The sequence below is a fragment of the Thermanaeromonas sp. genome, from assembly GCF_021890735.1.
Classification (GTDB): domain Bacteria; phylum Bacillota; class DSM-521; order Neomoorellales; family Neomoorellaceae; genus Thermanaeromonas.
Window position 1 is genome coordinate 35,842 of record NZ_JAKKUR010000007.1, and the last position, 13,333, is coordinate 49,174.

Genomic DNA, 13,333 nt, shown 5'->3' on the forward strand with positions numbered 1-13,333 from the left:
AACAGCCTTGTTACCTTTAAAGCAGATAGTGCCTTTTATCTTGCAGGCGCAACTCAGCCTGCTTGTAAGTCCTTTGTTTTGGCTCTTGGTACTCGTGATCGCTTACCAGTACCGACGTCTGGCCCGCCTTAAGGAAGAGCTCTTCGGGGTGCGTGGGGAGACGGCTTGGCAGCCTGTACTCACGGCCCTAGCTTATGGCGTGCTGGGGGGCTTAGGCGGAAGCTTTATTATGGTGCTGGTGGGCGTTTCTTTAAGCGGTATAGGAATTAACTACCTATGGATCGTAGCCTTGCTTCTCATGCTCGTTAACCCCCGCTTCCTGTGTTTTTCTTACGCTGGGGGCTTAATCTCCCTTGCTGCTCTTATCTTGGGCAGGCCGCAGGTAGACGTACCGCATCTTATGGGCCTCGTGGCCGTGCTGCACATGGTAGAGGCCTTTCTTATCCGGGTGAGCGGGCATTTGGGAGCTATCCCCGTATACACTAGCCACCAGGGCCGGGTGGTGGGAGCGTTTAATATGCAGAAATTTTGGCCCATACCCATCGCGGCCCTAGCTTTAATAACTTTGCCCCCCTGGCTTTCTCCAGGAGAAGTGGTTCCCATGCCCGATTGGTGGCCTCTCATCCGGCCGGCGGTTATGCCTGATCCCAAACAAGCATTGTTCGTGATATTGCCCGTAGCAGCAGGCCTGGGTTATGGTGATCTAGCTTTAAGCTCCCGGCCTGAAGAAAAAAGCAGGCTTTCGGCACGCAACCTGGCTCTCTATAGCCTCACTCTACTTGTTCTTTCCATCCTAGCCTCTTATTATAGATCGCTGACCTGGCTTTCTGCCCTCTTTGGACCGCTAGGGCATGAGTACATTATATGGTTAGGTCGCCGGGTGGAGAGCAAGGGTGAGCCCATCTACGTACCTTCCGAACTCGGTGCCCGTCTTTTGGATGTAATAAGGAACAGCCCGGCAGCAAGGCTGGGGCTAAGATCCGGAGACATACTGTTAAGGGTTAACGGGTACCCGGTACGGGACCGGGAGACTTTGAAGGCGGCCCTGGAAGGATCCTGGGAGCAGGTAGAGGTGGTATTCTACCGGGAAGGCGAGGGCGAAAAGGTAGCAAAGGTATATAAGCAGCCTTTAGAGCCCTTAGGGGTGATCCTGGTACCCGAACCGGGGGATAACCCGCAGGTTGAGCTCATGTCCTCCGGATGGCTGGCCAGATGGTGGAGGGAAAAGAGAAGATAATTTGTGGTATAATACTCCCGAGGGGGGGTGCCATGAACCGGTTTATACTTAAAGCTGATTTTGAGCCCCGAGGCGACCAGCCCAAGGCCATAGCTGCCCTGGTAGAGGGGTTGAAGAAAGGATACCGGCACCAGACCCTTTTGGGAGCCACGGGTACGGGCAAGACCTACACCATGGCCCAGATCATCCAGGCCGTTCAGCGGCCAACTTTGGTTTTAGCTCCTAACAAGACTCTAGCTGCTCAATTATGCGGGGAGTTTAAGGAATTTTTCCCTCACAATGCTGTAGAGTATTTCGTGAGCTACTACGATTATTACCAGCCCGAAGCCTATGTTCCCGAGACAGATACCTATATCGAAAAGGATAGTTCCATAAATGAGGAAATAGATAAGCTGCGCCACGCGGCTACCGCGGCCCTTTTTGAACGCCGTGACGTCATCATAGTAGCTAGCGTTTCCTGCATATACGGTTTAGGTTCCCCGGAGGATTACAGCAAACTCATGGTTTCTTTACGGGAGGGCCAGGAGTACGACCGGGATCTTATTCTACGCAAGCTAGTAGATATCCAGTATAGCCGCAATGAATACGAGCTTAAGCGGGGGACTTTTCGTGTCCGCGGGGATGTTTTAGAGATCTTCCCGGCTTCCTTTGATGCCCGGGCTATACGGGTAGAATTTTTCGGAGATGAAGTAGAAAGGATTTTGGAGATAGATACCTTAACGGGAGAGATCCTGGGCCGGCGGTATCACGTGGCCATCTTTCCGGCGAGCCACTATGTAGTAGAGCAACCCAAGCTGGAGCGAGCCCTGGCTAGCATAGAAGCCGAGCTGGAGGAGCGCCTTAGGGAGCTTAGGGCGGCGGGGAAGCTTTTGGAAGCCCAGAGGTTGGAGCAGCGCACCCGCTTCGACCTTGAGATGCTCCGGGAGGTAGGTTACTGTAAGGGGATCGAGAACTATTCCCGGCATCTTACCGGTCGTGCGCCGGGAGAGCCTCCTTATACTTTGCTGGATTATTTTCCACCTGATTTCCTGCTTTTTATCGACGAATCCCACATAGCAGTGCCCCAGATCGGGGGTATGTACGAGGGAGATTATTCGCGGAAGAAGACTTTGGTGGAATACGGCTTCCGGCTGCCGTCGGCTTTGGATAACCGGCCCTTAACCTTTGAGGAGTTTATGGCCCGGATAAACCAGGTTATCTATGTATCGGCCACTCCAGGGCCCTTTGAACTTGAACACTCGGAACAGGTAGTAGAACAGATTATCCGGCCCACCTACCTCGTGGATCCCGAGGTTATAGTCAGGCCTACGGCCGGTCAGGTCGACGATCTATTGCAAGAGATCCGGAAAAGAGTGGCTAAGAACCAGAGGGTGCTGGTCACCACCCTTACTAAAAGGATGGCCGAAGACCTGGCCGACTACCTCCAGGAGATGGGGGTCAAAGTCCGCTACCTCCATTCGGATATTAACGCCATCGAGCGCATGGAGATAATAAGGGATCTCAGGTTGGGGGTTTTTGATGTTCTGGTGGGCATAAACCTTCTCCGAGAAGGGTTGGACCTGCCCGAAGTTTCCTTGGTGGCCATTTTAGATGCTGATAAAGAAGGGTTTCTGCGTTCGGAGCGGTCCCTTATTCAGACCATCGGCCGGGCGGCGCGTAACGCCGAAGGCCAGGTTATTATGTATGCCGATACCATCACCGAATCCATGCGGCGGGCCATTGACGAGACCAACCGGCGGCGCCGCATCCAGATGGAGTACAACCGGCAGCACGGCATAACCCCCCAGACGGTTGTCAAGCCGGTGCGCGATATCATCGAAGCTACCAAGTCAGTGGATGAAAAGGTCGTCTCCCGGCCCCGGGTCAAAATCGAGGCAAGGGACGGCCGGAAGAGGATGGGCCGCAGGGAGCTTCGTTCTCTTATTAAGCGCTTGGAGAAGGAGATGCGGGAGGCCGCCAAGCGCTTGGAGTTTGAAAGGGCGGCCGAGCTCCGGGATGCCATTTTAGAGCTTAAGCTCCAGGCAGGATAACAAAGCCTTATGGCTTGCGACGTTCACCGGAGAATAGCTTACAGGAGAAGGAAATAAGAGGATATAAAAAAGATAGCTAAGGAAGGAGACAAAGACACAAGAAGAAATACTAAAGATACAAGAAAAGCATACAAGAAGAAGGAGATAACGGGAAGATAAATAAGGGAGTTAGCGGCAAGGGAGAACCTTTTATGTCTAAAGAAAAAATAATAGTTAAGGGTGCGCGCGCCCACAACTTAAAAAATATCGACGTAGAAATACCGCGGGATAAATTAGTTGTAATCACGGGGCTGTCTGGTTCGGGGAAATCCTCTTTGGCCTTCGATACCATTTACGCGGAGGGCCAGAGGAGGTATGTGGAGTCTTTGTCTGCTTATGCCCGCCAGTTCTTGGGTCAGATGAACAAGCCGGATGTGGACTATATAGAAGGATTATCCCCGGCCATTGCTATAGACCAGAAGGCGGCCAGCCACAACCCGCGGTCTACGGTGGGCACGGTAACGGAGATTTACGATTATCTCCGGCTCCTTTTCGCCCGTATAGGTCGGCCCCACTGCCCCCGCTGCGGCCGGCCTATAGTTCCCCAGACAGTATCTCAGATGGTGGATCGGCTCCTTACTTTTCCAGAGGATACTAGGATGCAGATCCTGGCTCCTGTGGTCCGCGGGCGCAAAGGGGAATACAAGCAGCTTTTGGAGGAGCTGCGGCGTAGTGGGTACGCCCGGGTACGTGTTGACGGTGAGGTGCGGGAGACTGCCGAGGAAATTAAGCTGGATAAAAATAAGAAGCATACCATAGAAGTTATAGTGGATCGTGTAAAGATACGCCCCGGGATCGCCCGTCGGCTGGCCGACTCTTTAGAGACCGCCTTGAAACTTTCTGAGGGTTTGGTTTTAGTCGAAGTAGTAGGTCAGGAAGAGATCTTGTTCAGCTCTGAATTTGCTTGCCCTGAGTGCGGTGTAAGCTTGCCGGAGATAGCCCCGAGGCTTTTTTCCTTTAACAGCCCTTACGGAGCGTGCCCTGCCTGTACGGGCCTGGGGACCAGCATGGAGGTGGATCCCGACCTGATAATACCCGATCCCAACCTAAGCCTGCGGGAAGGGGCCCTTGCGCCCTGGAGCGGAGGGGAAGGGTATTGGCATATTTTAGAGGCGGTAGCCGATCATTACGGCTTTAGTTTGGATGTACCGGTGCGGGAGCTTAAGCCGGAGCACTTAAAAATTATCCTTTACGGGAGCGGGCAGGAAAGGATAAGGTTTAGTTATATAAACCGCTACGGTGAGAGAAGGACCTGGGAGGCGCCCTTTGAAGGGGTTATTCCCGCCTTGGAGAGGCGCTACCGGGAGGCTCAGTCGGATTGGGCACGGGCGGAAATCGAAGAATACATGAGCCAGAAGCCCTGCCCCGTTTGCCGGGGAACCCGGCTTAAGCCCGAAGCTTTAGCCGTAACCGTGGGCGGGAAAAACATCCATGAAGTGACCAAGCTGTCCGTAGCTGAGGCGGAAGAGTTTTTTGCCAAACTTAATCTAACGGAAAAGGAGCAGATGATAGCCCATCAGATTTTAAAGGAAATTAGATCGCGGCTTAAGTTCTTGATGGATGTAGGTCTGGATTATCTTACCTTGGACCGCCCGGCGGCCACCCTATCTGGCGGCGAGGCCCAGCGCATTCGCCTGGCCACCCAGATTGGCTCGGGCTTGGTGGGTGTGCTTTACATCCTGGACGAGCCCAGTATAGGGCTCCACCAGCGGGATAATGCCCGGCTGATCCGGACCCTGAAGCAGCTCCGGGACTTGGGTAACACCGTTATCGTAGTAGAACACGATGAAGAAACCATCCGTGAGGCCGACTATATCATAGACATAGGGCCGGGTGCCGGTGCGGGCGGTGGCCAGGTGGTGGTAGCCGGGACGGTTACCGATGTGATGAATTGTCCGGCTTCCCTCACCGGGCAATATCTGAGCGGCAAAAAGCGCATACCGGTTCCGGCTTCTAGAAGAAAGCCGGGGGATAAATGGTTGGAAGTGCTGGGGGCAAGCGAGCATAACCTTAAAGATATCGATGTGCGTTTCCCCCTGGGAACCTTTATATGCGTAACCGGCGTTTCGGGTTCGGGTAAGAGCACCTTAGTCAACGACATCCTTTATCGCGCCTTAGCCCAAAGGCTGAACGGTGCCCGAACCGTTCCGGGCCGTTTCCGGGAATTAAGAGGCTTAGAGCACCTGGATAAAGTTATCGCCGTGGACCAGTCGCCTATAGGTCGCACCCCGCGTTCAAACCCCGCTACGTACACCGGGGTGATGGATGATATAAGAAGCCTTTTTGCGGCCACACCGGAAGCCCGGGCCCGGGGTTATAAGCCGGGCCGTTTCAGCTTTAATGTCAAGGGGGGGCGCTGTGAGGCCTGCAGCGGGGATGGTATCATAAAGATAGAGATGCACTTCCTGCCCGATGTGTACATTCCCTGTGAAGTATGTAAGGGCAAGAGGTACAATCGGGAAACCCTGGAAGTGAAGTATAAAGGAAAATCTATTGCAGATGTGCTGGATATGACTGTGGATGAGGCGGTAGAATTCTTTTCCGTCATACCGCGGCTGCACCGCAAGCTCCTCACCCTTCAAGATGTGGGCTTAGGGTATATTAAGTTAGGCCAGCCGGCTACCACTCTTTCGGGCGGGGAAGCCCAGCGGGTAAAACTTGCGGCCGAGCTTTCCCGCCGGAGCAACGGGCGCACCCTGTATATTCTTGATGAGCCTACGACTGGGCTCCATATGGCCGACGTACACCGCCTGTTAAATGTTCTACAGCGTCTGGTGGATGCAGGAAATACAGTAGTGGTCATTGAGCACAACCTGGACGTTATTAAATGCGCGGATTATATCATAGATCTAGGCCCGGAGGGCGGGGACCGGGGTGGCCGGGTGGTAGCCGTAGGGACGCCAGAAGAAATCTGCCAGGTGCCTACCTCCTATACCGGCCAGTTTTTAAAACCGGTGCTGGAAAGGGACCGGGCCGTCTCTGGGCAGGAGGTAAGGCAGGCAGTCTGATAGGGGGGGTAAAAATGACTACCTATTGGCCGACAGCAGGCAAAGAACATACGGAAGCCACGGTGAAATTGGCCGTGGAGAGGGCCAGAAGCCTAGGTCTTAAACACTTGGTGATCGCTTCCGTTACGGGTTACTCTGCCAAATTGCTCCTGGGGCAAAACGACTTAGAAGTAGTGTGCGTCACCCACCAGGCGGGCTTTGCACAACCGGGACAGCAGGAGATGCCTCAAGATGTGCGCCGGGAGTTAGAGGGGGGAGGGATCAAAGTTTTAACTACCACCCATCTTATGGCCGGGCTGGACCGGGCGTTGAGGCTTAAGTTCCAAGGTCTTTACCCTGCGGAGATCATTGCCAGCACTTTACGGCTATTCGGGCAGGGTACTAAAGTGGCAGTTGAGGTAGCTGGCATGGCCCTGGATGCCGGCCTTATACCGTACGGAGTGGATATCGTTGCTTTGGGCGGCACCAGCGAAGGGGTGGACACGGCGTTAGTGCTTCGTCCTGCGCATTCCCAAAACTTCTTTGACACAAAGATCAAGGAGATCATCTGCAAGCCACGGGAATTCTAGGGAGCCGGGGGAAAGCATGTTACTGGAGGAAAAGCTCGCCCATCTTCCCGACCATCCCGGTGTTTACCTAATGCGTGATGCCCGGGGGCAGGTAATATATGTGGGTAAGGCGGCCTCCTTGCGCAACCGTGTGCGCTCTTATTTCCACGGCCAACACCCGCCGCGCATCCAGGCCCTGGTGCGACAGGTGGCCGATGTGGAGTATATACTCACCGACAACGAAGTGGAGGCCCTGGCTCTGGAGTGCAACCTGATTAAAGAATACCGGCCGCGGTACAATATCAACCTCAAGGACGACAAAAGCTACCCTTATCTTCGCCTTACTTTACAGGAAGAGTTTCCGCACCTAGAGGTAACGCGGCGGGTAGTGCAGGATGGTTCACGGTATTTCGGCCCCTACACCCGCGTAGGGGCCCTTAAGGAAACTCTTAAGCTTTTAGGGAGCCTTTTTCCCGTACGCACCTGCCGGGATACTCCTTTAAAGCCCAAAAGCCGCCCTTGCCTTAATGCCCACCTGGGTAGGTGCCTTGCTCCCTGTACGGGAAAGGTAAGCGCCGCTGAATACCGGCAAGCCGTGCAGGAGATGGTACTTTTCCTGGAAGGCAAGCAAGGAGACCTAATACGGCGGCTAAGGGCAGAGATGGAGGAGGCTGCTGAAAAACTCGAATTTGAAAGGGCGGCACGCCTTAGGGACCGTATAAGGGCTATAGAAGAAGTCCTAGCCCACCAGAAGGTTATAAGCCCCGGCCGGGAGAACCGCGATTGCATAGCCCTGGCCCGGGAACAGAACGAAGCAGTAGGGATGATCTTTTTTATCCGGGAGGGGAAACTCATAGGCCGGGAGCACTTCTTCCTGGAAGGCCAGGCCGGGCTGGATGATAAAGAAGTGATGGCTGCCCTGGTAAAGCAATTTTACAGCCGGGGGATGGAGGTGCCGCCGGAGGTACTTCTCAGTGAAGAGGCTGAAGACCAAGAAACTATAGCCGCATGGCTCTCCGGGCTTAGGGGAAGTAAAGTCACCGTAAAAGTTCCCCGGCGCGGAGAGAAGGCGAAACTCATAAATATGGTGCGGGAAAACGCCCTTTCCGTCCTCCGGGAACACTTGTTGGCCCGGGAAAGGGAGGAGGCCGGCTTCCAGGAGGCGCTGGAGGAACTTAAAGAGGTTTTGGCCCTTCCTGCCTTGCCCCAACGGATGGAAGCTTTCGACATATCTAACCTGCAGGGGACGGAGATGGTAGGGTCCATGGTGGTTTTTATCGGAGGAAGGCCGGACCCTTCTTCCTACCGGCGCTTTCGCATTAAAGACGTACAAGGGCCAAACGACTTTGCTTCCCTAAAGGAGGTTTTATTCAGGCGTTTTAAGCGGCTGGCCCAAGGCGACCCCAAGTTTTCAGCCCGACCGGACCTGGTACTAATAGACGGGGGGCGGGGCCAGCTTTCGGCAGCCCGCGAAGTTATGCGTGAGCTAGGTGTAGAGGATATCCCGACCTTCAGCCTGGCCAAGGGGGAGGAGCTTATTTTCCGTGAGGGGGATGCCCGGCCCCTGGCCTTACCTAAGGACAGCGCCGCCCTGCGGCTCCTGCAGCGCCTCCGCGATGAGGCGCACCGGTTTGCTATTACCTACCACCGCCAGCGCAGAAGCAAGGGGGCCCTGGCCTCTGTGTTGGATGATATTCCTGGTGTAGGTCCCAAACGCAAGCGGGCCCTGCTCCGCCATTTCGGGTCTGTAGAGAACATCCGGCGGGCCAGCTTAGAGGATTTATTACAGGTGGAGGGCATGAATAAGGCCGTAGCGGCCAGGATCAAGGAAGTTCTGCGCTAAGGCGCGGAGATGCTAACAAGGAAGAGCTCCATGGGGGGAAAGAGATGACTTCACCTATTAAGCTTGTAGCCCTAGATCTCGACGGTACTCTTTTAAACAGCGACTCCGATTTAGAATACAGGGCCAAAGAAGCTGTCCGCCGGGTGCAGGAAAAAGGTGTTAAGGTTACCCTGGCCACCGGCCGCATGTTCCGTTCTGCCTTACCCTTCGCCCGGGAGCTAAACCTAAAGTTGCCGCTCATCGTCTACCACGGAGCTCTTATTAAAAACCCCGTTTCCGGGGAGGTTATGCGGGAGAAATTATTACCTTTGAGTATAGTAGAATTTTTAGTCGGCAGGGCCCGCGAGTACGGTTTTCCCTACAACGTCTATGTGGAAGATGAGCTGTATGTTGATGATATCCAGCCGGAGAACCTGGCCTATGCCGACAAGGCCCGGGTGCCCCTGCACAAGGTGGATGATATCCTGGGCTTTTTAAAAGAAAAAGCTCCTAAGGAACCCATTAAATTCGTGGCCCTGCACGACGGGCCTAAGCTAGACAGACTGGAAGAGGAAGTGCGCAAGGCGATAGGGCATAGGGTATATATAACCCGCTCCTTTCCTTATTTTTTGGAAGTTATCAGCCGGGAAGCCAGCAAAGCCAAAGGGCTGGAAATCCTTGCCCGGCACTTGGGCATAAGCCCTAAGGAAATTATGGTTATAGGTGATAGCTTTAATGATCTGGATATGTTTCACTTCGCCGGGCTTGCCGTGGCCATGGGCAATGCGCCACCGGCCGTCCGGGCTCAAGCTCATTATGTGGTGGCTACCAATGACGAGGGCGGAGTAGCGGAAGCTTTGACCAAATTTATCCTGGAGAGGTAACGCTTTATGGATAAGGGTGAGGAACGGCGCCTTGTAATCGTGACGGGTTTATCTGGAGCCGGTAAAACCCAGGCTATACGTTCCCTGGAGGATCTGGGCTTTTTTTGTATCGATAACTTGCCCCCATCTCTCGTACCCGGTTTGGTAGAGCTGTTGAACAAACAGGGACCGGGTCCGGAGGAAACCAGAAGAGTAGCCCTGGTTATGGATATCAGGGGGGGCAAGTTTTTCGCGGGTATGGAGGAAGCCCTGGATTATCTAGACCAACAGGGGTTTCCCTATGAGATCTTATTTTTAGAAGCTTCGGATGAAGTCCTGGTGCGGCGGTATAAGGAGACCAGGCGGCGTCACCCCCTGGCCGGGGAAAGCATCTTAGAGGGAATACTAGAGGAACGCCGGCGCTTAGAAAGTATTAAGGAACGGGCGAGCAAAATTATCGATACCTCCGAACTCACACCCCGCCAGCTTAAGGAGGAAATAACCGAACTATACGGGGCCCGGGGGCAGAAGCTTACCATAACTGTGGTGTCCTTCGGTTACAAGTACGGGTTACCTCTGGATGCTGACCTGGTAATGGATGTCCGGTTTTTGCCTAACCCTTATTACAACCCGGCCTTACGCCCTTTCACGGGTCACGACCGGTGTGTAGCTGATTTTGTACTGGGCGAACCGGCTGCCCAGGAGTTTTTGAACAAGTTTATGGACTTGTTACATTTTCTTATTCCCAATTATATTAAAGAAGGCAAATCTCACCTTGTGATAGCTATAGGATGCACAGGTGGCCAACACCGCTCGGTAACCCTGGCCAACAAAATAGGAGAGTTGCTCGAAAAGGAAGACTTTCGGGTTATCGTAAAGCACAGGGATGTAATACGGGCCTCCTTAAACCGCAGGAGGTGAGCCTTTTGCACAGCCTCAAGTGGTTATACCCCGGCCTTAAGATCAAACGCTTTATACTTTTGGCTGCTTTAGGCCTTTTTTTTCTTGTTTCTGGGGTAACTATAGCTTTGGGCTTAACCTTGCTCACCTCTGCGGAGCAGAGTCTGCTTTGGCTGGCTTATTATATTTTGCGCATAGGAATTTCCCCCGTAGCTACAGGTGTTTTCCTGGCCGGGTTGGGCTTCGTACTATTGTTGCTGGGCATTGACAGGTTGGTGCGGTCAGTTTTGCATGTTTTATGGCCGCGCCAGAAAAGCCCTTGGGAGGTTTTTTACCGGAGGCGCCTTTTAGAGGGCGGTCCCCGGATAGTGGCCATAGGCGGTGGTACGGGTTTAGGGGTCCTTTTACGCGGACTTAAAAACTATACGCGCAATCTTACCGCTATTGTTACGGTAGCTGATGATGGTGGAAGTTCTGGACGGTTGCGCGCGGAACTGGGCATACCTCCACCGGGGGATATCCGTAATTGCCTGGTGGCTCTCGCAGACACCGAATCTCTGATGGAAGAGCTTTTCAATTATCGCTTTCAAAAGGGAGAAGGGCTGGCAGGGCATAGTTTGGGGAATTTATTACTTGCGGCCATGACCGATATAGCAGGGGATTTTGACAGGGCTATAAGCGAGCTGGAGCGGGTCTTAGCGGTAGGCGGCCGGGTTGTCCCTTCCACCCTTACCCCTGTGGTCTTGGGCGCCGAGAGGGAGGACGGCACCATTGTATGGGGAGAGAGCCGCATCCCCTGCCCCGGACAGCGTATAAAGCGGGTCTTTTTGCATCCCCCTGATTGTAAGCCCCATGAGAAAGCCCTGGAAGCCATAGCCCGGGCCGAAGCTGTTATAATCGGGCCGGGAAGCCTTTATACCAGCGTCTTGCCCAATCTTTTAGTGCCCGGTATAGCCGAGGCCCTGCGCAAGGCCAAAGCTCCGGTGTTTTACATAAGCAATGTGATGACCCAGCCGGGCGAAACAGAGGGTTATACGGTGGCTGACCACGTGCGGGCCATAGAAGAGCATTGTGGCCCCGGCCTTATAGACTGCGTCATCGCCCATAGTGGTCCGGTATCCTGGGCCGCCCGGAGGCGTTACGGGGAAAGGGGTGCCCGTCCCGTTAAGGTGGATGCAGCGGCGGTGACCCGGATGGGAGTGGAGCTACGGAAAGCATGGCTGGTGGATGAAACTCTGGTAGTTAGGCACCATCCCGACCGCCTGGCCCAGGTGATCATGGAGGAGCTTTATAAGCGGCGGGTTTGGAAGCCGCGGGACAAATTTCGCTTTTTCGTCCAGAAAAGGATGGGTAAAGACCGCTTTCCTGCCTCCTTTGGGGCTTAGAGCAATCCTTCAAGAGTGGGGGTAATAAAGGTGCCGTTCTCCTTTTCGGCCCGGGTCAAAGAAGAACTAATCCATATCCAGGCCAAAGGCAAGTGTTGTTGCCTGGCCGAACTGGCCGCTTTGTGGCATTTTTCCTCCCCGCCCTCTTTAGGGGAGACCTTGCCTAAAGCTTCTATCATATTAGCCACGGAGAATGCCGCTTTAGCCCGCAAAGCGTACTCCCTAGCTAAGGAAGCAGGTCTCAGTACCAAAGTAGAAACCGTAGAACCCAAAACCCGGCGCAGAACCCGCTTGTATTGCTTGGTATCCCAGCAAGATGGGTACGAGAAAATCTTAAAAGGAAAGGAAAGGACCTTGTACCCTTGCTGCCGTCCGGCTTACCTTCGGGGAATTTTTTTGGCTTGCGGGTATGTGGCCAGCCCTTCAACAGGACATCATTTAGAACTGGTAGTGAAGAGTAAAGACCTTCGTTTTTTAAAGCGCCTTTTGGAAGAACTTGAGCTTGTCCCCGGGATTCACCAGCGTGGCCGGAGTGTATCCTTGTACCTTAAAGATAGCGATCAGGTTATACGCGCTTTAAGCCTCATGGGTGCCCACGCTGCGGTGTTAGAATACCAAAATGTTTTAGTTTACAAAGAGATGCGCAACCAGGTAAACCGCCTAGTAAACTGCGAGACGGCCAATTTAAGTAAAGCGGTGGAAGCAGGTTTAAGGCAGGTAGAGGCTATACGTTTTCTTGAAGCCAAAGTGGGTTTAGAAAATTTGCCGCGGGCTTTACGGGAAATAGCAGAAGTACGGTTGCGCTATCCAGAAGCCACCCTTAAGGAATTAGGGGAAATGCTTACTCCCCGTATCGGCAAATCGGGAGTTAACCACCGCCTGCGCCGCTTGGAAGAGTTAGCTAAAAGATTGACGGGCAGTGAAATAAAGGATGCGACGGGTCAAGAGCTTTCCGGTAAGTGAAGCTAATTCCATGGCCTATTGGTCCAAGATAACCCCCCTATGGCGGGTGGTCTGGAACTTTACCGTTATTGAAATAAGCCGCTTTATACCCTTTTTAAAGGTTAAAAACCTTCTCCTCCGGCTGGTGGGAATAAAGGTGGCGCCATCGGCTTCTGTAGGGTTGATGGCCATGTTTGACATACTGCGCCCTGACTTAATAAGCATAGGCGAAAATACCATCATAGGCTACAATGCTACTATCTTAACTCATGAGTTTCTGCCCCGGGAGTACCGCCTGGGCGAAGTGGAGATAGGTTCCTGGGTATTAGTTGGGGCCAACGCCACCATCCTTCCCGGGGTGAAGATCGGTGATGGAGCGGTGGTGGCGGCCGGAGCGGTAGTCACCAGGGATGTACCTTCCGGTGCCCTGGTGGCCGGAGTGCCGGCACGGGTGGTGGGGCGGGCAGGGGAGTAGCTACTTTAAAAGCCGTCGGTAGGCGGACCTGCCGGGAGGCCCGGATGTGGCGGGTAGGGGAGTAGCTGCGTTGCTAGAGGGGGG

The 13,333-nt window shown here is 53.9% G+C and carries 10 protein-coding genes; all 10 read left to right on the forward strand.

Features of this window, described 5'->3' with window-relative positions; genetic code table 11:
- Positions 1–7 precede the first annotated feature (7 nt).
- A complete protein-coding gene (locus L5656_RS02790) occupies positions 8–1,237 on the forward strand; it encodes a PDZ domain-containing protein (protein WP_297198716.1) in 1,230 nt (409 codons plus the stop codon).
- A 32-nt stretch (positions 1,238–1,269) separates the two neighbouring features.
- The gene (uvrB, locus tag L5656_RS02795) at positions 1,270–3,267 is read left to right on the forward strand and encodes an excinuclease ABC subunit UvrB (protein ID WP_297198719.1); all 1,998 of its coding nucleotides are present in this window, start codon (positions 1,270–1,272) and stop codon (positions 3,265–3,267) included.
- A 191-nt stretch (positions 3,268–3,458) separates the two neighbouring features.
- Complete coding sequence (uvrA, locus tag L5656_RS02800; protein ID WP_297198722.1) at positions 3,459–6,314, forward strand: excinuclease ABC subunit UvrA; 2,856 nt, start codon at positions 3,459–3,461, stop codon at positions 6,312–6,314.
- 14 nt (positions 6,315–6,328) lie between these two features.
- Positions 6,329–6,883, forward strand: coding sequence for a pyruvate kinase alpha/beta domain-containing protein (locus tag L5656_RS02805; protein ID WP_297198725.1), 555 nt, complete (start codon positions 6,329–6,331; stop codon positions 6,881–6,883).
- Between the two features lie 16 nt (positions 6,884–6,899).
- Entirely contained in the window at positions 6,900–8,705 is a 1,806-nt protein-coding gene (gene uvrC, locus L5656_RS02810; protein ID WP_297198728.1) for an excinuclease ABC subunit UvrC, read from the forward strand.
- Between the two features lie 44 nt (positions 8,706–8,749).
- Positions 8,750–9,568, forward strand: coding sequence for a Cof-type HAD-IIB family hydrolase (locus L5656_RS02815; protein ID WP_297198730.1), 819 nt, complete (start codon positions 8,750–8,752; stop codon positions 9,566–9,568).
- A 6-nt stretch (positions 9,569–9,574) separates the two neighbouring features.
- Positions 9,575–10,468, forward strand: a complete 894-nt coding sequence (gene rapZ / locus L5656_RS02820; protein WP_297198733.1) for an RNase adapter RapZ — start codon at positions 9,575–9,577, stop codon at positions 10,466–10,468.
- A 5-nt stretch (positions 10,469–10,473) separates the two neighbouring features.
- Positions 10,474–11,832: a gluconeogenesis factor YvcK family protein gene (locus L5656_RS02825; protein WP_297198736.1), complete on the forward strand. Its 1,359-nt coding sequence runs from the start codon at positions 10,474–10,476 to the stop codon at positions 11,830–11,832.
- Positions 11,833–11,862: 30 nt separating this feature from the next.
- A complete protein-coding gene (gene whiA, locus L5656_RS02830; protein WP_297198738.1) occupies positions 11,863–12,795 on the forward strand; it encodes a DNA-binding protein WhiA in 933 nt (310 codons plus the stop codon).
- Positions 12,764–13,249: an acyltransferase gene (locus tag L5656_RS02835; protein WP_297198740.1), complete on the forward strand. Its 486-nt coding sequence runs from the start codon at positions 12,764–12,766 to the stop codon at positions 13,247–13,249. The genes whiA and L5656_RS02835 overlap by 32 nt, the downstream gene beginning before the upstream one ends.
- Positions 13,250–13,333 lie beyond the last annotated feature (84 nt).

What these genes read in the sequence shown, in the direction of transcription:
- L5656_RS02815 (WP_297198730.1), top strand. Translation starts at nt 8,750, where the DNA reads ATGACTTCACCTATTAAGCTTGTAGCCCTAGATCTCGACGGTACTCTT.
- rapZ (WP_297198733.1), top strand. Translation starts at nt 9,575, where the DNA reads ATGGATAAGGGTGAGGAACGGCGCCTTGTAATCGTGACGGGTTTATCT.
- L5656_RS02805 (WP_297198725.1), top strand. Translation starts at nt 6,329, where the DNA reads ATGACTACCTATTGGCCGACAGCAGGCAAAGAACATACGGAAGCCACG.
- L5656_RS02835 (WP_297198740.1), top strand. Translation starts at nt 12,764, where the DNA reads ATGCGACGGGTCAAGAGCTTTCCGGTAAGTGAAGCTAATTCCATGGCC.
- uvrB (WP_297198719.1), top strand. Translation starts at nt 1,270, where the DNA reads ATGAACCGGTTTATACTTAAAGCTGATTTTGAGCCCCGAGGCGACCAG.
- uvrA (WP_297198722.1), top strand. Translation starts at nt 3,459, where the DNA reads ATGTCTAAAGAAAAAATAATAGTTAAGGGTGCGCGCGCCCACAACTTA.
- uvrC (WP_297198728.1), top strand. Translation starts at nt 6,900, where the DNA reads ATGTTACTGGAGGAAAAGCTCGCCCATCTTCCCGACCATCCCGGTGTT.